26 protein-coding genes are annotated in these 25,337 nt (G+C 70.3%); 13 read left to right on the top strand and 13 right to left on the bottom strand.

Annotation, left to right across the window (positions count from 1 at the left end; all coding sequences use genetic code 11):
* Window positions 1-123: 123 nt before the first annotated feature.
* Entirely contained in the window at window positions 124-2,247 is a 2,124-nt protein-coding gene (gene bchD / locus H8F25_RS13655; RefSeq protein ID WP_197210880.1) for a magnesium chelatase ATPase subunit D, read from the top strand.
* A gap of 145 nt (window positions 2,248-2,392) precedes the next feature.
* Window positions 2,393-2,911, top strand: coding sequence for a hypothetical protein (locus tag H8F25_RS13650; protein ID WP_197210879.1), 519 nt, complete (start codon window positions 2,393-2,395; stop codon window positions 2,909-2,911).
* Window positions 2,912-3,040: 129 nt separating this feature from the next.
* On the opposite strand, the gene H8F25_RS13645 is transcribed toward H8F25_RS13650, so the two are convergent.
* The gene (locus H8F25_RS13645) at window positions 3,041-4,060 is read right to left on the bottom strand and encodes an MlaD family protein (protein ID WP_197210878.1); all 1,020 of its coding nucleotides are present in this window, start codon (window positions 4,058-4,060) and stop codon (window positions 3,041-3,043) included.
* A 6-nt stretch (window positions 4,061-4,066) separates the two neighbouring features.
* Window positions 4,067-4,828 (bottom strand): ABC transporter ATP-binding protein, encoded by a 762-nt coding sequence (locus H8F25_RS13640; RefSeq protein WP_197213885.1) that lies wholly within the window; start codon window positions 4,826-4,828, stop codon window positions 4,067-4,069.
* A 191-nt stretch (window positions 4,829-5,019) separates the two neighbouring features.
* On the opposite strand from H8F25_RS13640, the gene yvcK reads away from it, so the two are divergent.
* Entirely contained in the window at window positions 5,020-6,438 is a 1,419-nt protein-coding gene (yvcK, locus tag H8F25_RS13635; RefSeq protein ID WP_370525751.1) for a uridine diphosphate-N-acetylglucosamine-binding protein YvcK, read from the top strand.
* Between the two features lie 117 nt (window positions 6,439-6,555).
* Here yvcK and H8F25_RS13630 read toward each other — a convergent pair whose 3' ends face one another.
* From H8F25_RS13630 to ndhC, 3 genes are read right to left on the bottom strand one after another with little or no spacing between them, the layout of a single operon-like run.
* On the bottom strand, window positions 6,556-7,119 hold the full coding sequence (locus tag H8F25_RS13630; protein WP_197210876.1) for an NAD(P)H-quinone oxidoreductase subunit J: 564 nt from the start codon (window positions 7,117-7,119) through the stop codon (window positions 6,556-6,558).
* A complete protein-coding gene (gene nuoB / locus H8F25_RS13625; RefSeq protein WP_197210875.1) occupies window positions 7,112-7,888 on the bottom strand; it encodes an NADH-quinone oxidoreductase subunit NuoB in 777 nt (258 codons plus the stop codon). Before nuoB ends, H8F25_RS13630 begins: the two co-directional genes overlap by 8 nt.
* A gap of 28 nt (window positions 7,889-7,916) precedes the next feature.
* Window positions 7,917-8,279 carry a photosynthetic/respiratory NAD(P)H-quinone oxidoreductase subunit C gene (gene ndhC / locus H8F25_RS13620; RefSeq protein ID WP_197210874.1) on the bottom strand — a complete coding sequence of 121 codons (363 nt, stop codon included), beginning with the start codon at window positions 8,277-8,279 and terminating at the stop codon, window positions 7,917-7,919.
* A 171-nt stretch (window positions 8,280-8,450) separates the two neighbouring features.
* Between ndhC and H8F25_RS13615 the strand changes: the two genes are divergently transcribed.
* The 6 genes from H8F25_RS13615 to H8F25_RS13590 all read left to right on the top strand — a co-directional run bounded on the left by H8F25_RS13615 (window position 8,451) and on the right by H8F25_RS13590 (window position 10,759).
* Window positions 8,451-8,915: a rubredoxin gene (locus H8F25_RS13615; RefSeq protein ID WP_197210873.1), complete on the top strand. Its 465-nt coding sequence runs from the start codon at window positions 8,451-8,453 to the stop codon at window positions 8,913-8,915.
* A gap of 7 nt (window positions 8,916-8,922) precedes the next feature.
* Window positions 8,923-9,918 (top strand): photosynthesis system II assembly factor Ycf48, encoded by a 996-nt coding sequence (locus tag H8F25_RS13610; protein ID WP_197210872.1) that lies wholly within the window; start codon window positions 8,923-8,925, stop codon window positions 9,916-9,918.
* Between the two features lie 92 nt (window positions 9,919-10,010).
* Entirely contained in the window at window positions 10,011-10,259 is a 249-nt protein-coding gene (gene psbE, locus H8F25_RS13605; protein WP_197210871.1) for a cytochrome b559 subunit alpha, read from the top strand.
* Window positions 10,260-10,263: 4 nt separating this feature from the next.
* Window positions 10,264-10,401 carry a cytochrome b559 subunit beta gene (gene psbF / locus H8F25_RS13600; RefSeq protein WP_197210870.1) on the top strand — a complete coding sequence of 46 codons (138 nt, stop codon included), beginning with the start codon at window positions 10,264-10,266 and terminating at the stop codon, window positions 10,399-10,401.
* Window positions 10,402-10,423: 22 nt separating this feature from the next.
* Window positions 10,424-10,543, top strand: coding sequence for a photosystem II reaction center protein L (locus H8F25_RS13595; protein ID WP_197213883.1), 120 nt, complete (start codon window positions 10,424-10,426; stop codon window positions 10,541-10,543).
* A gap of 15 nt (window positions 10,544-10,558) precedes the next feature.
* Window positions 10,559-10,759, top strand: coding sequence for a photosystem II reaction center protein J (locus H8F25_RS13590; RefSeq protein ID WP_197210869.1), 201 nt, complete (start codon window positions 10,559-10,561; stop codon window positions 10,757-10,759).
* Window positions 10,760-11,531: 772 nt separating this feature from the next.
* Here the strand turns inward: H8F25_RS13590 and hisS are convergent.
* From hisS to H8F25_RS13565, 5 genes are all read right to left on the bottom strand, one after another.
* The gene (gene hisS, locus H8F25_RS13585) at window positions 11,532-12,797 is read right to left on the bottom strand and encodes a histidine--tRNA ligase (protein ID WP_197210868.1); all 1,266 of its coding nucleotides are present in this window, start codon (window positions 12,795-12,797) and stop codon (window positions 11,532-11,534) included.
* 74 nt (window positions 12,798-12,871) lie between these two features.
* Window positions 12,872-13,813, bottom strand: coding sequence for a UDP-glucuronic acid decarboxylase family protein (locus H8F25_RS13580; RefSeq protein ID WP_197210867.1), 942 nt, complete (start codon window positions 13,811-13,813; stop codon window positions 12,872-12,874).
* The gene (locus H8F25_RS13575; protein ID WP_197213881.1) at window positions 13,813-15,153 is read right to left on the bottom strand and encodes a nucleotide sugar dehydrogenase; all 1,341 of its coding nucleotides are present in this window, start codon (window positions 15,151-15,153) and stop codon (window positions 13,813-13,815) included. Before H8F25_RS13575 ends, H8F25_RS13580 begins: the two co-directional genes overlap by 1 nt.
* 272 nt (window positions 15,154-15,425) lie before the next feature.
* Window positions 15,426-15,743 (bottom strand): thioredoxin family protein, encoded by a 318-nt coding sequence (locus H8F25_RS13570; RefSeq protein WP_197213874.1) that lies wholly within the window; start codon window positions 15,741-15,743, stop codon window positions 15,426-15,428.
* A gap of 65 nt (window positions 15,744-15,808) precedes the next feature.
* Window positions 15,809-17,236 (bottom strand): CCA tRNA nucleotidyltransferase, encoded by a 1,428-nt coding sequence (locus tag H8F25_RS13565; RefSeq protein WP_370525894.1) that lies wholly within the window; start codon window positions 17,234-17,236, stop codon window positions 15,809-15,811.
* A gap of 64 nt (window positions 17,237-17,300) precedes the next feature.
* Between H8F25_RS13565 and H8F25_RS13555 the strand changes: the two genes are divergently transcribed.
* Window positions 17,301-18,293: an SIS domain-containing protein gene (locus H8F25_RS13555; protein ID WP_197210866.1), complete on the top strand. Its 993-nt coding sequence runs from the start codon at window positions 17,301-17,303 to the stop codon at window positions 18,291-18,293.
* Here H8F25_RS13555 and H8F25_RS13550 read toward each other — a convergent pair.
* The 3 genes from H8F25_RS13550 to H8F25_RS13540 all read right to left on the bottom strand — a co-directional run bounded on the left by H8F25_RS13550 (window position 18,290) and on the right by H8F25_RS13540 (window position 20,562).
* Window positions 18,290-18,997 carry a glycosyltransferase gene (locus H8F25_RS13550; protein WP_197210865.1) on the bottom strand — a complete coding sequence of 236 codons (708 nt, stop codon included), beginning with the start codon at window positions 18,995-18,997 and terminating at the stop codon, window positions 18,290-18,292. The genes H8F25_RS13555 and H8F25_RS13550 overlap by 4 nt on opposite strands.
* Before the next feature lie 227 nt (window positions 18,998-19,224).
* On the bottom strand, window positions 19,225-20,043 hold the full coding sequence (gene kdsB, locus H8F25_RS13545) for a 3-deoxy-manno-octulosonate cytidylyltransferase (RefSeq protein WP_197210864.1): 819 nt from the start codon (window positions 20,041-20,043) through the stop codon (window positions 19,225-19,227).
* A gap of 51 nt (window positions 20,044-20,094) precedes the next feature.
* On the bottom strand, window positions 20,095-20,562 hold the full coding sequence (locus H8F25_RS13540; RefSeq protein ID WP_197210863.1) for an HIT family protein: 468 nt from the start codon (window positions 20,560-20,562) through the stop codon (window positions 20,095-20,097).
* Window positions 20,563-20,565: 3 nt separating this feature from the next.
* Here H8F25_RS13540 and H8F25_RS13535 point away from each other — a divergent pair, with 3 nt between their 5' ends.
* The 3 genes from H8F25_RS13535 to H8F25_RS13525 all read left to right on the top strand — a co-directional run bounded on the left by H8F25_RS13535 (window position 20,566) and on the right by H8F25_RS13525 (window position 25,337).
* On the top strand, window positions 20,566-21,633 hold the full coding sequence (locus tag H8F25_RS13535) for a glycosyltransferase family 2 protein (RefSeq protein ID WP_231596851.1): 1,068 nt from the start codon (window positions 20,566-20,568) through the stop codon (window positions 21,631-21,633).
* Window positions 21,634-21,659: 26 nt separating this feature from the next.
* Window positions 21,660-22,739 carry a glycosyltransferase family 1 protein gene (locus tag H8F25_RS13530; protein WP_231596850.1) on the top strand — a complete coding sequence of 360 codons (1,080 nt, stop codon included), beginning with the start codon at window positions 21,660-21,662 and terminating at the stop codon, window positions 22,737-22,739.
* Window positions 22,740-22,928: 189 nt separating this feature from the next.
* On the top strand, window positions 22,929-25,337 hold the full coding sequence (locus H8F25_RS13525; protein ID WP_197210861.1) for a UvrD-helicase domain-containing protein: 2,409 nt from the start codon (window positions 22,929-22,931) through the stop codon (window positions 25,335-25,337).

The raw sequence follows: 25,337 nt of genomic DNA, 5'->3' as shown, positions 1-25,337 counted from the left end.
GCCCTCGCGCCATCTGGGTCCTCTCGGCCCACCACCCCCTTGTGGAGGCCCAGCCCCCCGTGGGAAGCAGCGTGCCATCCCCCATCGGCGAGACTGCTCGCTCATCAGGGCTCCCCCGTTCCCATGGTCGCCACCGCGTCCGGCAGTCCCAGCAGCAGCGACGCCGCGGCGCGGGCCTTTCCCCTGGCAGCGATCACCGGCCACGGCACGCTCAAGCTGGCGTTGCTGCTGGCGGCCGTCGATCCGGGCCTCGGCGGTGTCGTGATCGCCGGCGGCCGCGGCACCGGGAAATCGGTGCTGGCCCGCGGCCTGCACGCCCTGCTGCCGCCGATCGACGTGCTTGATCTCGGCACCCTGCCGCCAGGACAGCCGGCCCCGGCCGGCCTCAACCTCGACCCCCAGCGTCCCGACGAGTGGGACGAACCCACCCGCGTCAGGCTCTCCGCCCTCGGAGCCGATCCCACCGGTGCGGACACCTCCGCTCTGCTGCCCACCAGGGTGATCCCGGCCCCCTTCGTGCAGGTGCCGCTGGGCGTCACCGAGGACCGGCTTGTGGGTTCGGTCGATGTGGCCGCCTCCCTGGCCGCCGGCGCCCCGGTGTTCCAGCCGGGCCTGCTGGCCGAGGCGCACCGCGGTGTCCTCTACATCGATGAGATCAACCTGCTTGACGACAACATCACCAACCTCGTGCTGGCGGCGGTCGGCAGCGGCGAGAACCGGATCGAGCGTGAGGGGCTGAGCCTCTCGCACCCCTGCCGCTGCCTGCTGATCGCCACCTTCAACCCCGAGGAGGGAGCGGTGCGCGATCACCTGCTCGATCGCTTCGCCATCTGTCTGAGCGCCAACCAGGTGCTGGAGCTCGACCAACGCGTCGCCATCACCCGCAGCGTGCTCGATCACGCCGAGAGCACCACCGCCTTCCAGGAGCGCTGGCAGGAGGAGAACGACGCCCTCGCCACCCAGCTGCTGCTGGCACGCCAGTGGCTGCCGGATGTGCGCATCAGCTCCGAGCAGATCGCCTATCTGGTCAACGAGGCGATCCGCGGCGGCGTCGAAGGGCACCGCAGCGAGCTCTACGCGGTGCGCGTCGCCCGCGCCCACGCCGCCCTCAGCGGCCGCGACCGGGTGGAGGCCGAGGACCTGCAGGTGGCCGTGCGGCTGGTGATCGCGCCAAGGGCGCTGCAGCTGCCGCCCCCCGATCCGGACCAGCCGCTGGAACCGCCGCCGCCGCCCCAGGGCGAGCAGCCCCCCGAGGAACCTGAACCGCCGGAGAACGAACAGGAGCCCGACGAGCCCGAGGAAGACCCGGACGAGCCCGAAGAGGACACCCCCGAGGACGAGGCGCCCCCACAGGTCCCCGAGGAGTTCCTGCTGGATCCGGAGGCCACCGCCATCGACCCCGACCTGCTGCTGTTCTCCGCCGCCCGTGCGAAGGCCGGCCGCAGCGGCAGCCGCTCGGTGGTGCTCAGCGACAGCCGCGGCCGCTACGTCAAACCGATGCTGCCCCGCGGCCCCGTCAAACGCATCGCCGTCGACGCCACGCTGCGGGCCGCCGCCCCGTATCAGAAAGCCCGCCGTGCGCGCCAGCCGGAGCGGAGCGTCATCGTCGAGGAGGGCGACCTGCGCGCCAAGCAGCTGCAGCGCAAGGCCGGTGCCCTGGTGATCTTCCTGGTGGATGCCAGCGGCTCGATGGCGCTGAACCGCATGCAGAGCGCCAAGGGCGCCGTGATCCGGCTGCTCAGCGAGGCCTACGAGAACCGCGACGAGGTGGCGCTGATCCCGTTCCGGGGCGAAGCGGCCGAGGTCCTGCTGCCGCCGACACGCTCGATCACCGCGGCCCGCCGCCGGCTCGAAGCCATGCCCTGCGGCGGCGGTTCGCCGCTGGCCCACGGGCTCACCCAGGCGGCGCGGGTGGGTGCCAACGCTCTGGCCAGCGGCGATCTCGGCCAGGTGGTGGTGGTGGCGATCACGGACGGACGTGGCAATGTGCCGCTGAGCCGCTCACTGGGGCAACCGCCGCTGGAGGGCGAGGAACCGGTGGACCTGCGCGAGGAGGTCAAGGGCGTCGCCGCCCGCTACCGGGCCCTGGGCATCAAGCTGCTGGTGATCGACACCGAGCGCAAGTTCATCGGCAGCGGCATGGGCAAGGAGCTCGCCGAAGCGGCCGGCGGCAAGTACGTGCAGCTGCCCAAGGCCAGCGACCAGGCGATCGCCGCGGTCGCCCTCGAGGCGATCGCCGGGATCTGAGGCGCCTGCTGATCGGAGCGATCGTGCTCCCCCGCACCGAACGGCGCCGGTGCCCGTCAGGGACACACGGCTCCGACCCAGCCGGCCATTGCTGTCTGCGGAGCGCCCCCTGGATACGCTGCCAGCATCCAGGCTGGACGCCCGCATGACCCGCCCCGGATCCGGTGCCCTCTCTGCGGCTCTGGCTGCCTGCAGCGGCGTGCTGCTGGCAGCAGGCGTTCCCCAGACCGGCCGTGCCGGGACCCTGGAGCTGAAGGTGGCCCCGCTGATCAGCCGCACCCCCAGCGGCCCCTGTCCGACGACGATCACCCTGATCGAAACCCTGCAGCCCTATCACGAGGGCAGCTACGGCGTGAATGGCCGCGCAGCCCTGTCCAGCGTCGCCACGGGCTGGCGGCTGGTCGGTCGGGATGGCTTCAGCGCCACCTGGGTGGGTCAGCTGGGCGCCCCCTATCAGCGCTGCACCGCCGCCGCCGGGATCCTGCGCGCCGACACCACGCCCTATCGGGATCACTCCTACCTGCGGATGCGCTTCAGCGGCGGCCGGGCGCAGCTGATCCTCGACATGACCGGCATGCGCGACCCCAACGGCTACACGCCGGTGATCCTGAACGCGGGCGTCAGCCAGGGACAACCGGTGTGGAGCTGGGGCGGCTCGGACTGAGCAGGGGTGTCGTGCCCCCTCTGCGACCGCTGGACCCACGCAACCGGGAGGCGCCCACCCTGTCGCACAAGGAGCCAGGGGACGATGCTCTGCCGGCTCCGTGACCTCCGTGACAAGCCGAACGTGGGGTCAGGGAGAGGCTGACGCCGCCCCTGCAGCCGGGCCGCTGCCTGCACTGTCGACCGCCCTCTGGCGTTCGGCTCGCCTGCGCTCGTCGCGCTCCCTGGCGGCAGCGGTCTGGGCGGGGTAGAGCTCCTCGAAGAAGCGCCCCAGCCCCACCGACACGCTGCGAATCCCATCCATGAACCTGGGATCGTCGGTGAGCTTGCGAACGTCGCCGCCGACGGCGCTCCAGCGGTCGGTCAGCTGCTTGGCGTTGGTGAGGGTGGCCTGCAGGTCCGCCACGGTGCGCGGGTTGTCGAGGGCCGCCGAAAGATTGCGGATGTGGCGGCTCGCCTGGGCGACGTCAACGCTGGCCCTGTTGGCGTTGGAGAGGATCGGATCGATCTTGCCGGCCGAGCGGTTCAGCGTGCCCACCAGCCGGTTGGCTTCGGCCACGAACACCTGGCCCTCCTTGCTCAGCTTCTCGGCCTCACGAGCAGTCGCTTCGAAACTGGCGGTCGCCGCCACCATCTTCTCCACCAGCTTGTCGCGATCGGCCTGATCGAGCAGCTTCTGCACCGTGTCGGTGACCGTCTGGAGCGAGGCGGTGGCCACACCGGGCACCTGACCGTTCTGACAGAGCATGCGGCGGCTGTCACAGCCGCGGTCCCGCGGACCGGGAGAACTCTCCGGCAGCGGCGGCCCGCTGCTGAGCAGCGCCACCTGGGCATCACCTCCGAGCAGGGAGGAGGTGCCCACCTGGGCCACGACGGGCCTGGACAGCCGCAGGCTCGGATCGGTGATCTCCAGCTCCGCCAGAACGGCGCGATTGGTGATCTTCACCGAGCGGACGCTGCCCACCAGCACGCCCCGATAGGAGACCGGCGAGCGTTCGGCCAGGCCGGAAGCATCGGCGAAGCTGGCGGTCACGGTCCAGGTGCTGCGGCCGATCGACACGCCCCGCAGCCACAACCAGAGGCCGAAACCACCGCTGATCGCCGCCAGGAGGGAAAAACCGACGAGAGCTTCGCGGACACTGCGGCGCATGGGCGTTCAGAGCTCCGCAGGCTGCATCGGCCCGCGCAGGCTACCGCTCCGGAACTGCACGACATAGGGATTGTCGCTGCGGCGGAACTCCGCGAGCGTGCCGACCCAGCGAAACCGGCCGCCATACAGGAGGATCACCCGCTCGGCACAGCGCTCGATCGTGCTGATCACATGGCTGACCACGACCGACGAGGCCTGGGTGAGCTCGGTGGTGCGCACGATCAGATCCTCCACCCGCGTGCAGGCGACCGGATCGAGCCCAGCGGTGGGCTCGTCGAACAACAGCAACGGCACGCGACCACCGGCGGTGGCCGGATCGTCGATCAGGGCGCGGGCGAAACTGACCCGCTTCTGCATGCCGCCGCTGAGCTCGCCGGGCAGCAGTTCCTCGATTCCGGCCAGTCCCACCGCCTCGAGGGCGCGGCCCACCCGCTCGCGGATCTCGCGCTCGCTGAGACGGCTGTGGCGATACAGCAGGAAACCGACGTTCTCGCGCACGGTGAGCGAGGCCAGCAGAGCCGGGTTCTGGAACACCAGGCGCACATCCGGGGGATGGCGCTGATCAAGGCGTAGATAGCGCTGCTCCTCCCCATGGATGCGCAGGCTGCCGGCACTCGGCAGCAGCAGCCCGGAGAACACGCGAAGGATCGTCGACTTGCCGGCGCCGGAGGGTCCCACCACCACCAGGCGCTCGCCGGCCTGGAGGTCGAGTGACACCTGATCGAGCACAGGCGGCTTGCTCCCCCAGCGCACCGTCACCTCGCGCATCTCCGCCACCGGTTCGGTGCGGTCAGCGGGAGCGGCAGCCGAGGCTGGGGAGGGGGAAACGGCCACGGGGCGCCGGATGCGGGAGGCGGGCAGCCCCCATCCTGGGCCCTCGCACCGGGGTGGACGGTTTCGTCAGCGGATTTTCATCCGTACAGTTCATGGGCCGTTCGCCGCAGCTCCGCGCTCTTCCCTTGCCCGTCCGTGGCCCCGGCCCGAAATCCAGGCGCGCCCGTCCGGCGCAGTCGCGGCCTGGTTGGTCGGGTCGCAGCGATCCACGCGCCCATGACCTGGTCACCCGCTCGCGCCGTGCCGCCCGCTGGCTGCAGCCGGGCCTGGTGGTCAAGCGCTGGATGCTCACCTCCGGGCTGGGCCTGCTGATCCTGCTGCTGGGGGCGGCGGTCTGGGCCGACCTGCAGCCGATCTACTGGAGCCTGGAGGCGATCAAGTGGACGCTTTCCCAGCTCACGCGGGTGCTGCCGCGCAGCATCACCGGCCCCCTGGTGCTGGTGATCGGGGCCGTGCTGATCTGGCTGGGGCAGAGCCGCAGCTTCGGGTCGATCCAGCAGGCCCTGGCTCCCGAGAAGGACACGGTCCTGGTCGATGCGCTGCTGGCCCAGCGCCGCCTCAGCCGCGGTCCGTCGATCGTGGCGATCGGCGGCGGCACCGGCCTGTCGACCCTCCTCAGCGGCCTGAAGCGCTACAGCAGCAATCTCACCGCCATCGTCACCGTCGCCGATGACGGCGGCAGCAGCGGCGTGCTGCGGCGGGAATTCGGAATGCAACCTCCGGGCGACATCCGCAACTGCCTGGCGGCCCTCTCCACCGAGGAGCCGCTGCTGACGCGCCTGTTCCAGTACCGCTTCCGCTCCGGCAGCGGCCTCGAGGGGCACAGCTTCGGGAACCTCTTCCTCACCGCGCTGACCGCGATCACCGGCAGCCTCGAATCGGCGATCACCGCCAGCAGCCGCGTGCTGGCGGTGCAGGGCCAGGTGGTGCCGGCCACCAACGCCGACGTGCGCCTGTGGGCGGAACTGGAGAACGGTGAGCGGATCGAGGGCGAATCGCGCATCGGCAAGGCCCACAGCCCGATCGTGCGGCTCGGCTGCATCCCCGAGCGGCCACCGGCCCTGCCGCGGGCGATCGAGGCGATCGCCAACGCCGATCTGATCGTGCTCGGGCCGGGCAGCCTCTACACCTCACTGCTGCCCAACCTGCTGGTGCCGGAGCTGGTGACGGCGATCAGCCGCAGCCGGGCGCCGCGCCTCTACATCTGCAACCTGATGACCCAACCAGGGGAGACCGACGGTCTCGATGTGGCCGGGCACCTGCGGGCGATCGAGGCCCAGCTGGCCACGATCGGCGTCGAGCGCCGCCTGTTCGATGGCGTGCTGGCCCAGGCGGAGCCGGTGGATCCGGCGTTGCTCGAGCACTACCGCCGCCGCGGCTCAGAACCCGTGCGCTGCGACAGCGCCGCCCTGCAGCGCCAGGGCTATGACGTGATGGTGGCACCGCTGCAGGGCACACGGCCCACCGCCACCCTCCGCCATGACCCGCGCAGCCTGGCTCTGGCGGTGATGCGCTTCTACAAGCGCCACCGGCGCGACTCCTGAACGCCCGCGGGGTGTGGGACGACGATCGAATGAGCCGATGTGCCCATAAAAAACGCCGGCACCACAGGGAAGGGCCGGCGTTTCAGCGTGACGGTGGAAGGGGAACGGAAGTTCCGCTCAGTAGGCGTCCTGCATCTCGTAGAAGTCAGGCTGCACATAGTCCTTGCGCAGCGGCCAGCCCTTCCAGTCCTCGGGCATCAGCAGGCGCTTGGGATGGGGATGGCCCTCATAGACGATGCCGAACATGTCGTAGGTCTCCCGCTCCTGCCAGTCGGCGCCGCGGAACAGACCGTAGAGGGTCGGCACCGTCAGGGCCCCGTCGCGCGGCAGGAACACCTTGAGCCGAACCTCCTCGGGCCGGTCGGAGGCGGACAGGCTGCCGCCCTCCAGCTTCGCCGCCAGGGGTGCCATTTTCACCAGGTGATAGAAGCTCACCAGCTGGCCGCCCGGGCCTTCGTCGTAACCGCCCTGGCACTGCAGATAATCGAAACCGAAGGCCCGCAGGGCGGTGGCCAGCAGCGGCAGCACCGCAGGCTCGACAGCCAGCACCTCGACACCGAGATGGTCGGCGGGAAGCGGCGTGTGCTCGAACCCCTGGCTGCTGAGCCAGCTGCTGACCGGGCCCGGGGCGGGGGCGGTGGTCTCCAGGGCGCCGGTGGCGCTGGTGGTGTCCTCAGGCATCGGTGGAGGCGGGAACGGATTCGAGCTGGGGGGTGGTGGCCACGGGCAGAGCCTGGGCGGCGGCCAGGGCGGCCACCTGGGTTTCGGCGCTCAGGTAGCGACCGTCGACGATCGGCGCCACCGCCCTCAACTGGTGGGGGATCGTGCAGTAACGGTGGGTGGGCCGCAGGGAGCCGCGCTCCGCCAGAGCCTCATTACCCACCTTCTTGCGCAGCTTGATCACGGCGTCGAAGATCGCCTCGGGCCGCGGCGGGCAGCCAGGCAGATACAGATCCACCGGGATGAGCTTGTCGACGCCGCGCACAGCGGTGGTGGAGTCGGCTGAGAACATGCCGCCGGTGATCGTGCAGGCACCCATGGCGATCACATATTTGGGCTCCGGCATCTGCTCGTACAGGCGGACGAGGGCCGGTGCCATCTTCATGGTGACGGTGCCGGCCACGATCAGGAGATCGGCCTGGCGCGGACTGGAGCGAGGCACCAGCCCGAAGCGGTCGAAGTCGAAGCGGGAGCCGATCAGCGCGGCGAACTCGATGAAGCAGCAGGCGGTGCCGTAGAGCAGCGGCCAGAGGCTGCTGAGCCGGGCCCAGTTGTAGAGATCATCCAGGCTGGTGAGGATGACGTTCTCCGAGAGATCGGAGGTGACGGTCGGAGCGCCCACCGGCCCGCAGCTGGCCGCCCGCAGGTCGCGCAGGGCAGCCACCGAGGGCAGGGTGGCGTCGCCGGCCGCGAGGGGCCCGGCGCTGGAGGTGGAGGGGGTTGAGGTCATGGCAGCCGGGGATCAGCCAGGAGGGCGGTCAGCTCCACTCGAGGGCACCCTTGCGCCAGGCATAGGCGAGGGCGACCACGAGGATGGTGATGAAGACGAGGGCCTCAATGAAGGCCAGAAGACCGAGGCGGTGGAACGCGACGGCCCAGGGATACAGGAACACGGTCTCGACGTCGAAGATGACGAAGACCAGGGCGAACATGTAGTAGCGGATGTTGAACTGAATCCAGGCGCCGCCGATCGGCTCCATGCCGGACTCATAGGTGAGTTCCCGCTCACCGGCGCGGCTGCTGGGCGAGAGGAGCTTGTTGGCCACCAGCGCCAGGACAGGGACAGCCGCCGAGATCAGCAGGAAGCCCAGGAAGGCGTCGTAGCCGGAAAGCACGAACATCGGGCCGTTCCAACGTGGCCGGCAGTCTGGCACCCATGGACCTGGGACGACGGTCCAGGACGACTGCAGGGACCGGGAGGTTGTCGCCGATACCGTTCAGGCCGCCAGCCGTCGCCTGGAACGGGCCGCCGGTCCCGGCCGATAGAGTTCGCTCGCCTGTGACCGCCCGGGATGAGCACTGACGCCCCGACAGACGCCCAGGGCGATCCGGGGGCTCCGGAAGGCCCCGACGACACCCCGATCACGTCGGAACCGGAAGCGGCGGTCGACGACACCGCCGCCGAAGCTCCGGCCGCCACCGAAACGGCCCCGACCGATGACCCGGCCACGCACCGCTTCGAATGCCGCAGCTGCGGCTACGTGTACGACCCGGGTGAAGGGGTCCGCAAGCTCGGAATCGAGCCCGGCACCTCCTTCCTGGAACTCGATGCCATCAGCTTCCGCTGCCCGGTCTGCCGCAGCCGCGTCGGCGCCTTCCGCGACATCGGTCCCCGCTCCAAGCCCAGCGGCTTCGAGGAGAACCTCGATTTCGGCCTGGGGGTCAACCGCCTCACTCCCGGCCAGAAGAACGTGCTGATCTTCGGGGGCTTCGCCCTGGCGATCGCCTTCTTCCTCTCGCTCTATTCCCTGCGCTGACGCCCCCGTGAAACGCCTGCTCTCCCCGCTGCTCGGCCTGCTGCTGGCGCTCGGCCTCGGCCTGGGCCTCGGCGGCTGCGTCACCACCGGCCTGCCCGTCGCCAGCACCAGCCCCTGGCAGGCGGTTCCCCTGGACACCACCTCCAACCCGTTGGCGGTGGCGTTCCGCGACGATCGCCACGGCTTCTTGGTGGGCAGCAATCGACTGATCCTTGAGACCGAGGACGGCGGCGCGAGCTGGGAAACCCGCAGCCTCGACCTGCCGGAAGACGAGAACTTCCGCCTGATCAGCATCGATTTCCACGGTGATGAGGGCTGGATCGTCGGCCAGCCAGGCCTGCTGCTGCACAGCGGCGACGGCGGCCGCAGCTGGAGCCGCCTGCTGCTCGACACCAAACTGCCCGGCGAGCCTTACATGATCACCGCCCTGGGCCCGAAGCGCGCCGAGCTGGCCACCAATGTCGGTGCGATCTATCAGACGAGCGACGCCGGCAGCAGCTGGCAGTCTCTGGTGAGCGATGCGGCAGGTGCCGTGCGCGACCTGCGCCGTGGACCCGATGGCCGCTACGTGAGCGTCAGCAGCCTGGGCAACTTCTTCGCCACCTGGGAGCCCGGCCAGGAGACCTGGCAGCCCCATGGGCGGGTGAGCAGCCAGCGGCTGCAGTCGATGGGCTTCCAGCCCGACGGCAACCTCTGGATGCTGGCCCGAGGCGCCCAGCTGCGCTTCAACGACGACTCCGGCGACGTCGAAGCCTGGGGCAAGGCGATCATCCCGATCACCAACGGCTACGGCTACCTCGACATGGCCTGGGATCCCTCCGGCGCCATCTGGACCGGCGGCGGCAGCGGCACGCTGCTGGTCAGCCGCGACGGCGGTGCCAGCTGGCAGAAGGATCCGGTGGGGGCCCAGCAGCCCACCAACTTCAGCCGCATCGCCTTCAGCGAGGACGGCAAGGGCTTCGTGCTGGGCGAACGGGGCTCGCTGCTGCGCTGGGTGGGCTGAGGGCAACTGCGTCCCTCTGTAACCAACCCCGCGGAGCGCTCCCGTCGGCTGCGGGCAGACCCCTAGGATCGCCTGGCTGAACGCTTGACGCCATGGCTGCCGGCTCCACCGGGGAACGCCCGTTCTTCGAAATCATCACGAGCATCCGCTACTGGGTCATCCATGCGGTGACCCTGCCCGCCATCTTCCTGGCCGGCTTCCTGTTCGTCTCCACGGGCCTGGCCTACGACGCCTTCGGCACGCCTCGGCCGGATGCCTACTTCCAGGCTCAGGAGACCAAGGCGCCGGTGGTGAGCCAGCGCTACGAGGGCAAGAGCCAGCTCGACCAGCGCGTGAAGTGAAGCCATGACTCAATCCACCTCCTCGACGACGCCGCGCAACTATCCGATCTTCACGGTGCGCTGGCTTTCGGTTCACGCCCTCGGCATCCCCACGGTGTTCTTCCTGGGCGCCCTGGCCGCCATGCAGTTCATCCGCCGCTGAGACGCGCCACACCACCATGGGTCTGCAACGCAACGACAACCCCAACAACCTGCCGGTTGAGCTGAACCGCACCAGCCTCTATCTGGGTCTGCTGTTCGTGTTTGTCACCGGCATCCTGTTCTCCAGTTACTTCTTCAACTGATCCGGAGGTCTGCGCATGAGTGGCAAGAAGTCCAATCTGCCTGACGGCAGAATTCCCGATCGCCTTCCTGACGGCCGCCCTGCCGTGCCCTGGAAGAGCCGCTGGACCGAAGGGGTCCTGCCCCTCTGGCTGGTGGCCACCGCCGGTGGCATGGCGGTGATCTTCGTGGTCGGCCTGTTCTTCTATGGCGCCTACGTCGGCGTCGGTTCAGCCTGAACCCGGGCCTTCGCCAGTCCACACCTCACACCGCCGCAGCGGGCTCCCCAGGGGCCCGCTTTTTTGGTGGCTGGCACCTGGCGGCTCTGCAGGCCTGAAGCTCAAATCGTCAACAGCGAGCAGGCCTGCAGCTGCGAACCGCGGCAGATCGCGTGATCGGATCGCTGCGGGGAGCCACCCTCCCGCCGCCTCCATCGGATGGTCCGATGACCACCTGGGATCAGCGCCATGCACAGCATCAGCGTCGCCCAGGCCCTAGCCGCAGGCTTCTGCTTGCAGTAGGCCCAGCTCTCCGCGCTGCTCGATGCGGTCGAACGGAGGGAAGCTGTGGAGATCACGCGGCGGGGCGGGGCGGTCGCACGGCTGGTGCGGGCGCCTCAGGAGCCGAGTGCCGGCTTCGATCTCTCGACTTTTCTGGCCGCCACGACGGATCAGCCGCTGCATGCCGGTGAGGATGCGGCAGCGCTGATGCGAGAGCTTCGTGAGGGCGCCAGGTTTTGAGGTCTCCCTATTTCGACACCGCCCTCCTGGCCGCCACTCTGGTTCACGAACCAGGCACGACCGTGGCGCTGCTGCGGATCGAGGCCTGAGCCTGCCCGTCACCCCTCCGGCCATGGTGAGCGCACCCTGATGCCCAGCAGCGTCCCCCGGATGGGCCATGGAGATCGGAGGCCAGGCAGGATGACACCTGCACGAGCCTGACCATGCCGCGACCCGACCGGCCGGTTGCCACGTCCTCCGGCGGCTCCGCACGCAACGGGTCCTCAGCCCCTCAGGCTGCTCCCATCCGGCTCAGGGCCTCCACCAGCTCCGCTTCCGCCAGGCGCCGCTCCGCCGTCTCGCCGCGCAGATCCTTGAGCACCACCGCCGCTTCGGCCGCCTCGCTGTCGCCGATCACCGCCGCCCAGCGGGCGCCGGAGCGGTCAGCCCGCTTGAACTGCTTGCCGAAGGCGGCGCCGCTGAGATCCAGCTCCACCGCCAGTCCCGCCTGCCGCAGCTGTCGGGTGAGGGCCAGGGCCCGGCGTTCGGCCGCCTCGCCGCGGCTCACCACGTACAGATCCGGGCCGACCGCCGCCGGGGCCGAGCCGGACTGCTCCAGCAGCAGCACCAGCCGCTCCATGCCCAGTGCCCAGCCCACCGCCGCCGTGGCCGGGCCCCCCAGCTGGCCCACCAGCCCGTCATAACGGCCGCCACCGCAGACGGTCGCCTGAGCACCCAGCTGCGTGCTGGTGATCTCGAAGGCGGTATGGCTGTAGTAATCGAGGCCGCGCACCAGGCGTGGATTGAGGCTGAAGGGGATACCAAGATCCTCCAGGCCCTGGCGCACGCGCTGGAAGCGCTCATGGCTCCCGGGACTGAGGGCATCGTGCAGATTCGGCGCGCCGGCCAGCAGCGCCTGGGTGTCGGGGTGCTTGCTGTCCAGCACCCGCAGGGGGTTGGTGTGGATGCGTTGCTGCGAATCGACATCCAGCCAGTCGCGATGGGCCTCCAGCCAGGCCACCAGTTCACCGCGGTAGCGCAGCCGATCCTCCGGGGTGCCCAGGGAGTTGAGTTCCAGGGCCAGCGCCTGCACGCCCAGGTCCGCCAGCAGATCCCAGGCCAGGGCGATCGCCTCCACATCGCTGCGGGGATCGGCGAAGCCGAGCAGCTCCACGCCGATCTGGTGGAACTGGCGCTGACGGCCCGCCTGGGGGCGCTCGTAGCGGAACATCGGCCCGCCATACCAGAGTCGCTGCGGCCCCTGGCCCAGCAGGCCGTGCTGGATCGCCGCACGCACCACCGAGGCGGTGCCCTCCGGCCTGAGGGTGCAGCTGCGCTCACCGCGATCCAGGAAGGTGTACATCTCCTTCCCGACCACGTCAGTGGCTTCGCCGATGCCGCGGGCGAACAGCTCGGTGACCTCCAGCAGCGGCGTGCGGATCTCGTTGACGCCTGCCATGCGGAAGTGCTCGCGGGCCGTGGCCTCCACGTGCTGCCACAGGCCGATGCGCTCAGGGAGCAGATCGACCATGCCGCGCAGACTCTGGAGCGGTTCCACAACAGGGGAGCAGGGGCCATCCAGTGTGCCCTGCAGGGGTCTGAGGCCACGGCGGCGGCGGGGCGGCCCGCCGTTCAGCCGTCCTCCGCCAGCCGCTCGCGGAACCAGGCGATGGTGGGCTCCAGGCCCTGCTCCAGGGTCACCGTCGGCTCCCAGCCCAGCTCCCGCCGGGCCAGATCGATCAGGGGCTGGCGCTGGAGCGGGTCATCTTGGGGCAGGGGATGGTGGATCAGCTCCAGGGAGGGATCGATGCGATCGCGCACACGTTCGGCCAGCTGGCGGATGGTGAATTCACCGGGATTGCCGATGTTGATCGGGCCGGCATGCGAGCCGTTCATCAGCCTGATCATGCCCTCGATCAGATCATCGACATAACAGAACGAACGCGTCTGGCTGCCGTCGCCGTAGAGGGTGAGCGGCTCCCCACGCAGGGCCTGCACGATGAAATTGCTCACCACCCGGCCGTCATCGGGGAGCATGCGCGGCCCATAGGTGTTGAAGATGCGCATCACCCGGATCTCGGTGCCGTGCATGCGCTGGTAGTCGAAACACAGCGTTTCAGCGATGCGCTTGCCCTCGTCGTAGCAGCTACGAATGCCGATCGTGTTCACACAGCCGCGATAGCTCTCCGGCTGGGGATGCACCTCCGGATCGCCATAGACCTCGCTGGTGCTGGCCAGCAGCAGCCGCGCTTTCACCCGCCGGGCCAGGCCGAGCATGTTGTAGGTACCCAGAAAGCTGGTCTTGGCGGTCTTGATCGGATTGAACTGGTAGTGCACCGGCGAGGCGGGGCAGGCCAGATGCCAGATGCGGTCCACCTCCAGCCGGATCGGTTCGGTGACGTCATGGCGGATCAGCTCGAAACGCGGGTGGCCGATCCACTGACGGATGTTGTCCTTGCGGCCGGTGAAATAGTTGTCGAGGCAGATCACCTCCTCACCGGCCTGCATCAGGCGGTCGCAGAGATGGGAGCCGAGGAAACCGGCACCGCCGGTGATCAGATTGCGCCGCACCATCAGCCTTCCCCCACCCGCCAGACCCGCAGGCCGGCCGCACGGGCCGCCGCGGCATCAGCCACGGCGCGGGCATCGAACAGCCAGGCCGGGCGACGCATCACCGCCGCGATCCCCGGCCAGTCGAGCTGGCGGTAGGCCGACCATTCCGTGAGGATGAGCACCGCATCCGCCCCGCGCGCAGCCGCGACGGGATCGTCAGCCGGCAGCCAGCCGCCCTCGCCAGGGGACTCCGCCGCGAGGGGCGGGCAGCCCAGATCCTCCGAGATCTGACGCGATTCCACCTTGGGATCGACGATCGCCAGACAGGCCCCCTCCTCCAGCAGATCGCGGCAGATGCGGATGGCGGGCGACTCACGCGTGTCGTTGGTATCGGCCTTGAAGGCGAAGCCCAGCACCGCCAAACGCTTGCCGGTGACGGTGCCGAACAGACTCTGCACCACCTTGCGGGACAGGCGCCGCTGCTGCCAGATGTTCAGATCCACCACCTGCTGCCAGTAGGCGGCGACGTCCTCGAGGCCGAAATGGCGGCACAGGTACACCAGATTGAGGATGTCCTTCTGGAAACAGCTGCCACCGAATCCGGGTCCCGCCTGCAGGAACCTGGAGCCGATGCGGCTGTCGCTGCCGATCGCCCGGGCCACTTCGCGCACATCGGCCCCCGTCACCTCACAGAGGGCGGCGATGCTGTTGATCGAGGAGATGCGCTGCGCCAGAAACGCATTGGCGGTGAGCTTGGAGAGCTCACTGCTCCAGAGATTGGTGCGCAGGATGCGCTCCGGTGGCACCCACTGGCCATAGATGGAAGCCAGGGCCTCGATGGCGTCACCGTCTTCACCCCCGATCAGCACCCGGTCAGGCCGCTCCAGGTCCGCGATCGCCGTGCCCTCGGCCAGGAATTCGGGGTTGGAGAGCACCGAGAAGGTCTTGCCGGAGCCGGCATCGCCCTGGGCAGCATCGAGGATCGCCTTCACCGCCTCGGCGGTGCGCACCGGCAGGGTGCTCTTCTCCACCACGATCGTGTGCCCCGTGGCCGCGGCCGCGACCTGGCGGGCGGAGGCCTCGATCCAGCGCAGATCGCTGGCCTGGCCAGCCCCCACGCCCCGCTGCTTGGTGGGGGTGTTCACCGACAGGAACACCATGTCGGCCGCGGCGATCGCCGCCTCCACCGCGGTGCTGAAGTGCAGGTTGCGTCCCCGGGCGCGGCCCACCACCAGGTCGAGCCCCGGCTCGTACACCGGCAAGCGGGTGAGATCGGTGTCGTTCCAGGCGGCGACGCGCTCGGCGTTGAGATCCACCACCGTCACCTGCACGTCGGGGCAGCGGTCAGCGATCACCGCCATCGTCGGTCCGCCCACATAGCCGGCGCCGATGCAGCAGATGGAGCGGATCGGCGAACAGGGCGCTGGTTGGTTCAAATCACGCGCAGATCGTCGCGCCGGAAAGGCTACCCCGGCTCTGCGGAACAAAGCCTGCCGTCGCCGCGGCGACGACGGATCCGATCCGGTCGCAGACGGAGGCAGATGGCTCGGGCCCAGGCTGCCTGAAGAGCGGAGACGGTCGCTGGGGGGCGATCTGAACGGGAGGCTGGTCGGCGATCACCACCGCTCCCCGATCAGGCCTCGCTGTCGAGGGCTTCCAGCAGCTCCTGCAGGCGCTGGCGAAAATCTCCCTTGGGCATGCCGCCCTTGACCTCGCCGTGGATCACGAAGCTGGCCTCGACATCGCGGACGATCAGATACGTGGGCCAGCCCATTCCCTCCTTGTTGGGGTACTGGGTGAGCAGCACCTTGCGGTAGCGCCGGTAGGTCTCGGTGTCCTGCAGCATGACGCTGACGAACGCGAGCCCGAGCTCCTCGGCCACCTTGGCGTCGTAGTGGCTCATGCGATGGCAGGTGCCGCAGTCCTCGGAGCTGAACTTGAGCAGCGACAGGGTGTCCACGATCACACGGGCGGATGGCGGGATCGTACGCAAACCAGCCGGCGTTCACCCCTCCCTCAGCACCGTTCAAGCGCCAGCCGCTCACAACGGGAGCGCCGTAACCGCGCCCCCAGCTCCGGACCGGGCCGCAGCCCCTCGGCCAGCAACGCCGCCGCCGTGAGCGTCCCGTGCAGATGGCGCCAGCGCAGCCACCAGCGCAGCAGCGGCCGGCGCGGGCCGACGGCCGCGGCCAGGGCCAGGGCCACCGCTTCGGGGCCATGGCCGGGCTCCTCGAGCAGGGCCGACCACTGATCCGCCCGCCAGTCCGGCCAGAGGGGCCCCTGTCCATCGCCCTGCCCCGCCAGCTCCAGCAGGCGACGGCGGAGTGCCACGAAGCCCACCAGCAGCCGGTGCTGCCGGTGGGGGAGCTGCAGCCGCTCGGCCAGGGCCACGGGATCGGCCGCCGCCGTCAGCAGGGCTGGGAGCAGCGGCAGCCCGGCCCGCGACGCCCAGCGCAGCCGGCGATGCCAGTGCCGGTCCGCCTGCAGGGACCCATCCAGCAGCACCAGGGCGCCCCAGCGCTGCAGAGCGGCGAGTCCCCGCGGCCAGGCCTCACGCTCCAGCAGCAGTTCCAGCTCCATCCGCAGCCGCGTGCCCAGGGCCGGAGGAGCCGCGCCGGGGGGGTCGCCCGGCTGCCACGGCCAGGGCCACGCCGCCAGGGTGTCTGTCAGCTGCGCCTGGCTGTCAGGGGCCAGATCGAAGCCCATGCGTGCGGCGTAGCGGGCACCCCGCAGCACGCGGGTGGGGTCATCCCGCACGCTGCGCGCATGCAGGAAGCGCAGCAGACGGTGTCCCAGGTCGTCGCGACCCCCGTAGGGATCGAGCAGCCCGGCGGGAACGCCGGTCGCGCGGTGCTCCGCGCCCGCACCACCCAGCACCAGCGCCATCGCATTGATCGTGAAGTCGCGGCGGGCCAGGTCATCCTCCAGCCGGGCGAAACAGACACACGGGTTGCGGGCGGGCTCGGGGTAGGTCTCGCGGCGGGCGGTCGCCACATCCAGCAGCAGCGGCCCATCCGGGAGGAGCACCTCCAGCTCCACGGTGCCGTAGGCGGCATGCTCCTGATAGAAGGGAACAGCTCCGGGCTCCAGCGAACGGCGCAGGCGACGGGCCAGCCGATGGGCGGCGGGAAGCCCCGCTGCGGCCGGTGCCTCGCCGTCCCCTTGCGCGGCACAACCGGAGGGGGTTGCGTCGCGGTCCGGCTCTGCCGACGCTGAGGGTGCCCCTGCTCCCACCGGCGAGCCGGCATCAGCGGCCGGTGGGGGCTCGACAACGTAATGACCTCCCTCCACCACCAGGTCCAGATCCGGCAATCCCGTCCAGGGGTCGTTGTGCAGACGGTGGCGCAGCAGGTCCCGCACGGCACCCCCCACCAGGGCCACTCGATCCGGAGCGGCCGCCTGGGCCAGCAGCGCCACCAGCGGGGCCGACAGGCCCGGCAGCACGGTCTCGGGCGGCTGGGACAACGGGTGAGCCAGGGAGAATGCCTGCATCATCCCGGAGACACCGTTGTCCGCCCTCACCCGCTGCCTGATCGAGGAGGCCGCTGCGATCGCCGCCACCGCCCAGCGCCTGGACAGCGATCAGGTGGAAGCCGCTCTGGGCCTGCTGGATCAGTGCGTCGAACGACGCGCCAAGCTGGTGATCACCGGGGTGGGCAAGAGCGGCATCGTCGCCCGCAAGATCGCCGCCACCTTTTCCTCGATCGGCCTGATGGCGATCTATCTCAATCCCCTCGACGCCCTGCATGGCGACCTGGGCGTGGTGGCCCCCGACGATGTGACGCTGCTGCTCTCGAACAGCGGCGAAACCCAGGAGCTGCTGGAGATCCTGCCCCACCTGCGCCGCCGCGGCACGCGCCGCATCGCCCTGGTGGGCCGGGTGGAGTCGAGCCTGGCGCGCGGCTGCGAGGTGGTGCTCGACGGCTCGGTGGACCGGGAGGTCTGTCCGCTCAACCTCGCCCCCACGGCCAGCACGGCGGTGGCGATGGCCATCGGCGACGCCCTGGCGGCGGTGTGGATGGAGCGGCGGGGGATCTCCCCGCAGGACTTCGCCCTCAATCACCCGGCCGGCTCCCTGGGCAAGCAGCTCACCCTCACGGCCGCCGATCTGATGGTGCCCGTGGCGCGGCTGGCCCCGCTCTCACCGCTCACCCCTCTGGCGGAGGTGATCAGCCATCTCACCGTCGACGGCGTCGGCGCCTGCTGGGTGGCCCGCGACGGGGACCCGGAGCGGATTCAGGGCCTGATCACCGACGGCGACCTGCGCCGGGCGCTGCTGCACCACGGTCCCCGGGAGTGGGACCGGCTGATCGCCGCCGAGCTGATGACGGCGGATCCGATCACGATCACGGGCGACACGCTGGCGATCGAGGCGCTGAAGCAGATGGAGCGCAATCGCCGCAAGGCGATCGCGGTGCTGCCGGTGGTCTCGGAGGACACCCGCATGCTGGGCCTGCTGCGGCTGCACGACCTGGTGCAGGCGGGTCTGGCCAGCGGCTAGCTCCACAGGCGCATCGCCTCGTCGCGGGCCGCCAGCCATTCCGCGGCCAGCACCCCACCCGCCAGCCTGTACTCCCGGAACCAGGGGCCTCCCAGGGTCCAGTGGACGAGTGCCGGCCCGCCGTCGGCGGCAGGGGCCTCGCGGGGTGCCTCCACATCGATCAGGTGGTTCCAGCGGCCGAGGGGCAGCGCCCCGATGCTCTCCTCGGGCGACAGCCATTCGAGGCGATGCAGCTGCAGGCCACTGGCGCTGTTCACGTAGTCGGGGGTGAGCGCCGTGCAGCGACTGCAGTTGAACAGCATCAGCGAGCTCCAGTTCTTGCGGGCGTAGGTGGTCTGCTCAGCCCCCAGGAACTTCACGCTCTCGCGCGGCACATGCTCGTGCTGGACGCACATCAGGGCATGGCGCTCATCGCGCAGCTCCCACAGTTCGGCGATGTCGCCGCGGCAGAGCATGTCGCAGTCCATGAAGACGGCCCAACCCTGGTACTGCTGCAGCCAGGGCACCAGAAAGCGACTGAAGGAGAACTCGGTGCTCTGACGTGGGTTGCGCTCGCGGTTGAACACATCCGTCAGCTGACGGGCCACGATCGGCGTGATCGCCAGCGGCCTGCTGCTGTGCTGCACGAGGCTGTCGGCGAGCACATTGACGGCGGCCCGCTCGTGGGGGTCGTAGCCGATGAAGATCGGAATCGGGACAGCCATGGCGCCGGCCGCGACCGCACAGGCCGCCTTGACAACGGAATCACAGTAACGTGATGCAATGGCAGCAGCCTCCGGCCTGGGCCGGCGGGAGCAGCGGCCGGCCCCGTTCCCAGCGGAGTCCCATCGAGGCGCAGGCGGCAGCGACAGGCCTCTGCCGACAACGCAACCTGCCACCTCGGCCACGGCGGGGTCACCGGCGTGGCGTGGCCTGTCACCACCAGCCGGTCTCAGTCGTCTCCGGCGGCGGCGATGGCGCGGGCCTGCTCCAGCTGTTCGGCGGTATCCACCGACAGCGATTCACCCTCGACGGTGAAGGTGCCGATGCCGATGCCGGCTTCCAGCAGGCGCAGCTGCTCGAGCTTCTCGATCTCCTCCAGCGGTGAATGGGGCAGCTGGCCCCAGCGCGCCAGCACGCTGGCCCGGTAGCCGTAGATGCCCACATGGCCCCAGAACGGCACATGGGCATGCCAGTCCTCCGGCTCGATGCCGCGGACATGCGGGATGGCGGAACGGGAGAAGTACAGGGCCCTCCCGTCGGCCGACACCAGGGTCTTGACCACGTTGGGGTTGTGCACCTTGTCGGCCCCCATCCGGTAGACGGGGGTGAGCACCTCGGCCCCCTCGCCGCGGCGCAGGAACTCGCCCGCCATCGCATCGATCACGGCCGGATCGATGAAGGGCTGATCCCCCTGCACGTTGAGGATCACGGTGCGCTCATGCGGCGCCCCGGCCAGATCCACCATGTCCTCCACCACCGAGGCGATGCGCTCACTGCCGGAGGCACAGGCGGCGCTGGTGAGCAGGGCGGGGAAGCCCCAGCCGGCGGCCGCCTCGATCAGTTCGGGGCTGTCGGTGCAGAGCACCACGGCCCGGGGGCTGCGGGCGCGGCCGCAGCGCTCGAGCACACGCTGCAGCATCGGCCGGCCGCCGATGTCGGCCATCACCTTGCCGGGCAGGCGCGAGGATTCGAGCCGAGCGGGCACCGCCACCACGAACCGCAGATCGTCGGCCCCCGCGGGCTCACGACCTGACGCCGACTCCACCATCGCCTCGGTATTCCATCGGCCAGGGAGCCTAGGCAAGGCCTGCCCGGGCCCTCACCACCCCCCGCTGACGCGACGGGCCCGTGCCACCAGCTCCCCCACCGCCAGCGGGTCGGCCGGCGGGCGACGACCCTCCGTCATCGCCCGGTAGAGATCGGCCACCTTCCAGCTCTCGCTGTCCGGATCAGCGCCGTGCCGGGGGATCAGATGCACATGCAGATGGCGCGCCCCTTCTCCGAAGGCGATCGCGTAGACCCGCTCGCAGCCGCTCAGCTGCCGCACCAGCGCACTGGCGCGCTGCAGCATCGGCCCGAAGGCCGCCGCCTCGCCGGCCTGGAAGTCGGCCGGGCCGCCCAGGTGGCGTGCGCTGTCGAGCAGCAGCCAGCCGGGCAGCGGCGCCGGCAGCGGATGGTGGCGCAGCAGCCAGGGCCCCTGGCGCCAGATCAGCAGATCCGCCTCCGCCCCGCCTGCGGCAATGGCGTCATGCAGACGGCAGATGCCGCAGGGGGTGGGTTCAACCATGCCGTGAGTCTGCCCGGGGGAAGCCGGCCGGCCGACAAGGCGACGGGACCCCGACCGGGGAGGCGCCGTGCTGGAACTGCGAAGCTGGGCCGACCGGCCGCGATCGCCATCGCCACGCTCCCCGATCCCGAGAACGACGCCGGCTCACGCACCCCGCGCCCCCAGGCCCAGGCGCCGGTGGTGGTCACGGTGGCGTACCGCAGCGGCGGGGTCCTGCCCACGCTGGCGGCGGATCTGGCCGGCCAGTCGCTGCCGCCGGCGCTCTGGCTGCTGGTGGACAACGCTCCCGCCTCGGCCCCGCTCGACCTGCGGCCCCTGGAGGCCGCCGCCGCAGGTCGCCGCCCCGCAATGCCGCTGCCCCTGCGCCTGCTGCGCGGCAGCGAGGGCGATGGCTTCGGGGCCGGCTGCAACCGGGCCTTCGACACCCTGGCAGCGGAGGGATGGGACGGCTGGGTGTGGCTGCTCAATCCCGACACCGGCCTGCCCGGCGGCCGGGAGATCGAACAGGTGAGCGCCCTGCTGCCGACGCTGCCGCAGACGGCACTGCTGGGCACGGCGGTGGTCGATGCCGACGGAGCCCTCGAGGCCAGCGGTGGCTGGATCGATCGCGGCCTGGCCTTCCGCGCCCGCCAGCTGGGCGAGACGCACGCCCGCGGCAAGCGACCTGTGGCCGTCGACTGGCTGAGCGGCTGCAGCCTGCTGCTGCGCCCCGCCGCCCAGGCGACGCCACCGCGCTTCGATCCCCGCTTCCCCCTCTATTACGAAGACATGGATCTCTGCCTGCGGCTGGCCGGCCAGGGGGCCCCGGTGCTGTGGCTGCCTGCACCACGGCTGCTGCATCGCCGGGGCAGCGGCAGCGAGACGGCCGGCGCCCGCCGTCTGCAGCTCTCCACCGTCAGCTACCTGCGCTTCCTGCGCCGCCACTGCCCGGCCTGGGTGTTCGCGCTGCGCAGCCTGCGCCTGCTGCTGCTCAACCTGCTGCGCCTGCCCCTGAAGCCGCGCCGCAGCGCCGCGGTGCTGATGGCGGCGGGCCAGGTGCTGCTGGGGCGTCCCAGCGACGGCCATCCCTGATCTGACTCCCTGAAGCGTCCGCCTTGATGTCCACCTCCCCCCTGGCCCTGTTCAACGGCAGCTTCCTGGGCCGCAGGCCCACCGGCATCGGCGTGGTGGCCCGCGATCTGGTGGCGGCCCTCGATCCGGCTGAGGTGCCCCTGCTCGATCCCCTCGGCAGCGGGAGGGCCGGCGGCATCCCGATCCCGGCGACGCTCGGACCTGAACACGGCCGCGCCGGTCACCTGCGGCGCCTGCTGTGGACCCAGAACCAGCTGCCACGGTTGCTGCGCGCCAGCGGCGCCCCGCTGCTGCTCTCCCCCCTGCCGGAGGCGCCGCTGCTGCGGGGCGTGCGCTCGGTGGTGCTCGCCCACGACCTGCTGCCGCTGCGTTACCCGCAGCTGACGCCGCTGCTGGCCTATCACCTGGCCTATGTGCCGCTGGTGCTGCATCGGGCGGTGCGGGTGCTGTGCAACTCCGAGGCCACCGCCCGCGAGGTGCATGGCCGGCTGGGAGTGCCGGCCCGTCGGCTGGTGCCGATCCGCCTCGGCTTCGACCCGGGCCTGCTGCGGCCCCTGGGCCTGGAGCGCGATCCCTTCTTCCTGGTGCTGGGGCGCCACGATCCCCACAAGAACCTGTCGCGGCTGCTGCGGGCCTTCGCCAGCCTCCCCGATCCGGAGCGGCAGCTGCGCCTGAAGCTCGTCGGTCCGCAGGACCCGCGCTACACCCCGCGACTTCAGGCCCTGGCGGCGGAGCTGGGCATCGCCGAGCGCTGCGACTGGATCGCCTGGGTGAGCGACCAGGAGCGGCTGGAGCTGCTCAACCGCTGCCGTGCCCTGGTGCTGGTGAGCCTGTGGGAGGGCTTCGGGCTGCCGGCCCTGGAGGGTCTGGCCTGCGGCACACCGGTGATCGCCGCGCGCGCCGGCGCCCTGCCTGAGGTGGTGGGTGATGCCGGCCTGCTGGTGGATCCGCGCAAGCCGAGCGAGATCGCTGCAGCGCTGCAGGCCCTCGATCGCGATGGAGGGCTGGCGGGGCGGCTGGCCGAGGCGGGACCGCAGCGTGCGGCCCAGTTCCGCTGGCAGCGGACCGCCGAGGCCGTCAGGACGCTGCTGCTGGAGTGCGCCTGAAGGCGCCAGCCAGCCTCCCTGTGGCGGTCTGCCGATTGCCGATTCCGCCTGCCGACGCTGACCCCTCGATCAGCTCAACCCGGTGGCTGGCGTGGGCAGCACGGAGCAGCCACCACGGGGTGCGGCGCGGTTCCGCCCAGGCGTGCGTGCCCGGGATCGCCGTGGAATCCAAGGTTAAGATGAGGATTCATGAGCTTCCTCGCCGGCCTGAACGACGCCCAGCGCCGGGCGGTGGATCACCATCAGGGCCCGCTGCTGGTGGTGGCCGGTGCCGGGAGCGGCAAGACGCGGGCGCTCACCCACCGCATCGCCCACCTGGTCGGGCACCACGGCGTCGATCCGGCCGATGTGCTGGCGGTGACCTTCACCAACAAGGCCGCCCGCGAGATGAAGGAGCGGCTGGAGCTGCTGCTGGCCCAGCGGCTGGCCCAGAGCCAGTTCGGCCAGCCCTGGAGCACGCTCAAGGCGATCGATCAGAAGCAGCTGCGCAGCCGCATCTACCGGGAGGTGATCAAGGACCTCTGGATCGGCACCTTCCACGCCCTGTTCGCGCGGCTGCTGCGCTTCGACATCGATAAATACAAGGACCCGCAGGGCCTGAGCTGGACCAGGCAGTTCTCGATCTACGACGAGAGCGATGTGCAGAACCTGCTCAAGGAGATCGTCACCCAGGAGATGGGTCTCGACCCCAAACGCTTCGAGCCGAAGAAGGTGCGCTGGGAGATCAGCACCGCCAAGAACCACGGCCTGATGCCCGAGCAGGTGGAGGCCCGAGCCCAGGGCCTGCGCGAGCGCAAGATCGCCGAGGCCTACGGGCGCTACCGCCAGGCCCTCGCCGCCAACAACGCCCTCGATTTCGACGATCTGCTGCTGCTGCCGGTGCAGCTGCTGCGCCAGAACGACCAGGTGCGCGGCTACTGGCATCGCCGCTTCCGCCATGTGCTGGTGGATGAATATCAGGACACCAACCGCACCCAGTACGACCTGATCAAGCTGATCGTGGCCGATGGCCGTGACCCTGCGGAGTTCAGCGCCTGGGACGACCGTTCGGTGTTCGTGGTGGGGGATGCGGACCAGAGCATCTACAGCTTCCGCGCCGCCGACTTCAAGATCCTGATGGGCTTCCAGGACGACTTCGGTGACAGGAAGGCCGATGACGTGACCGGCACGATGGTGAAGCTGGAGGAGAACTACCGCTCCACCGCCACGATCCTGCAGGCGGCCAATGCCCTGATCGCCCACAACTCCGAGCGCATCGACAAGGTGCTGCGGCCCACCCGCGGCGAGGGCGAACCGATCAGCCTCACCCGCTGCGACGACGAGATCGCCGAGGCCGAAGCGGTGGTGCATCGCATGCGCATGCTCGACGCCGCCCACCCCGATCTGCGCTGGGGCGACATGGCCGTGCTGTATCGCACGAACGCCCAGAGCCGCGCCATGGAGGAATCACTGGTGCGCTGGGGCATTCCCTACATCGTCGTCGGAGGCCTGCGCTTCTACGACCGGCGCGAGATCAAGGACATGCTCGCCTATCTGCGCCTGCTGGTGAATCCGGCCGACACCGTCAGCCTGCTGCGGGTGCTGAACGTGCCGAAGCGCGGCATCGGCAAGACCACGATCGAGCGGCTCACCGACGCCTCCAATCAGCTGGGGATTCCGCTGTGGGAGGTGGTCAGCGACCCCGAGGCGGTGCGCTCCCTGGGGGGGCGGTCGGCCCGGGGCCTGCTGCAGTTCCAGGAGCTGATCACCGATCTGCAGCGGCGCGTCGCCGATGCGCCGCCCTCGGAGCTGGTGCAGCGGGTGATGGAGCAGAGCGGCTACGTCGCCGAACTGATCGCCGACGGCAGCGACGAGGCCGAAGACCGCCGCCGCAACCTGAACGAACTGGTCAATGCCGCCCTGCAGTACCAGGAGGAGAACGAGGAGGGCTCCCTCGACGACTTCCTCTCCGGCGCCGCCCTGGCCAGCGACGCCGATAACAAGGACACCGAGCAGGACCGGGTGACACTGATGACCCTGCACGCCAGCAAGGGCCTGGAGTTCCCGGTGGTGTTCCTGGTGGGGATGGAGCAGGGGCTCTTCCCCAGCTACCGCTCGCTGGATGATCCCGCCAGCCTCGAGGAGGAGCGGCGCCTCTGCTACGTGGGCGTCACCCGCGCCAAGGAACGCCTGTTCCTCTCCCACGCCAGCGAACGGCGTCTGTGGGGGGGCATGCGCGAGCCGGCCGTGCCGTCGGTGTTCCTCTCGGAGCTGCCGCCGGAGCTGCTGCAGGGCGATGTGCCCCGCAGTGGCGGCGCCGCGATCCGACGGGAGCAGCGCCTGGAGCGCCTCACCCGCGTCGATCGGGCTGAGAGCAGGCAGGTGCGGGGCGGTGGTGAGGGCGGCGCCCCGGCCAATGCGGTGCGCCGCCGCGCCCCGGCGCGCAGCTGGGCGGTGGGCGACCGCCTGCGCCATGCCTCCTTCGGCGAGGGCTTCATCACCCACCTGTTCGGCAGCGGCGAGAAGATCTCGATCGCGGTGAAGTTCGAAGGGATGGGGCCGAAGATCCTCGATCCGCGCCTCGCTCCGATCGAGCCGATGCCCGCTGGCGAGGCATGA

The organism is Synechococcus sp. CBW1004 (assembly GCF_015840715.1).
In the GTDB taxonomy this organism is placed as follows: domain Bacteria; phylum Cyanobacteriota; class Cyanobacteriia; order PCC-6307; family Cyanobiaceae; genus Cyanobium.
Note: the sequence above shows the minus strand (reverse complement) of the source record. Positions and strands in the feature narration are given on the sequence as shown.

Coding starts and splice junctions, on each gene's coding strand:
- bchD (WP_197210880.1), top strand. CDS start 124: ATGGTCGCCACCGCGTCCGGCAGTCCCAGCAGCAGCGACGCCGCGGCG.
- H8F25_RS13650 (WP_197210879.1), top strand. CDS start 2,393: ATGACCCGCCCCGGATCCGGTGCCCTCTCTGCGGCTCTGGCTGCCTGC.
- H8F25_RS13645 (WP_197210878.1), bottom strand. CDS start 4,060: ATGCGCCGCAGTGTCCGCGAAGCTCTCGTCGGTTTTTCCCTCCTGGCG.
- H8F25_RS13640 (WP_197213885.1), bottom strand. CDS start 4,828: ATGCGCGAGGTGACGGTGCGCTGGGGGAGCAAGCCGCCTGTGCTCGAT.
- H8F25_RS13630 (WP_197210876.1), bottom strand. CDS start 7,119: ATGCCTGAGGACACCACCAGCGCCACCGGCGCCCTGGAGACCACCGCC.
- nuoB (WP_197210875.1), bottom strand. CDS start 7,888: ATGACCTCAACCCCCTCCACCTCCAGCGCCGGGCCCCTCGCGGCCGGC.
- ndhC (WP_197210874.1), bottom strand. CDS start 8,279: ATGTTCGTGCTTTCCGGCTACGACGCCTTCCTGGGCTTCCTGCTGATC.
- H8F25_RS13615 (WP_197210873.1), top strand. CDS start 8,451: ATGAGCACTGACGCCCCGACAGACGCCCAGGGCGATCCGGGGGCTCCG.
- psbE (WP_197210871.1), top strand. CDS start 10,011: ATGGCTGCCGGCTCCACCGGGGAACGCCCGTTCTTCGAAATCATCACG.
- psbF (WP_197210870.1), top strand. CDS start 10,264: ATGACTCAATCCACCTCCTCGACGACGCCGCGCAACTATCCGATCTTC.
- H8F25_RS13590 (WP_197210869.1), top strand. CDS start 10,559: ATGAGTGGCAAGAAGTCCAATCTGCCTGACGGCAGAATTCCCGATCGC.
- H8F25_RS13580 (WP_197210867.1), bottom strand. CDS start 13,813: ATGGTGCGGCGCAATCTGATCACCGGCGGTGCCGGTTTCCTCGGCTCC.
- H8F25_RS13575 (WP_197213881.1), bottom strand. CDS start 15,153: ATGGCGGTGATCGCTGACCGCTGCCCCGACGTGCAGGTGACGGTGGTG.
- H8F25_RS13550 (WP_197210865.1), bottom strand. CDS start 18,997: ATGGCTGTCCCGATTCCGATCTTCATCGGCTACGACCCCCACGAGCGG.
- kdsB (WP_197210864.1), bottom strand. CDS start 20,043: ATGGTGGAGTCGGCGTCAGGTCGTGAGCCCGCGGGGGCCGACGATCTG.
- H8F25_RS13540 (WP_197210863.1), bottom strand. CDS start 20,562: ATGGTTGAACCCACCCCCTGCGGCATCTGCCGTCTGCATGACGCCATT.
- H8F25_RS13530 (WP_231596850.1), top strand. CDS start 21,660: ATGTCCACCTCCCCCCTGGCCCTGTTCAACGGCAGCTTCCTGGGCCGC.
- H8F25_RS13525 (WP_197210861.1), top strand. CDS start 22,929: ATGAGCTTCCTCGCCGGCCTGAACGACGCCCAGCGCCGGGCGGTGGAT.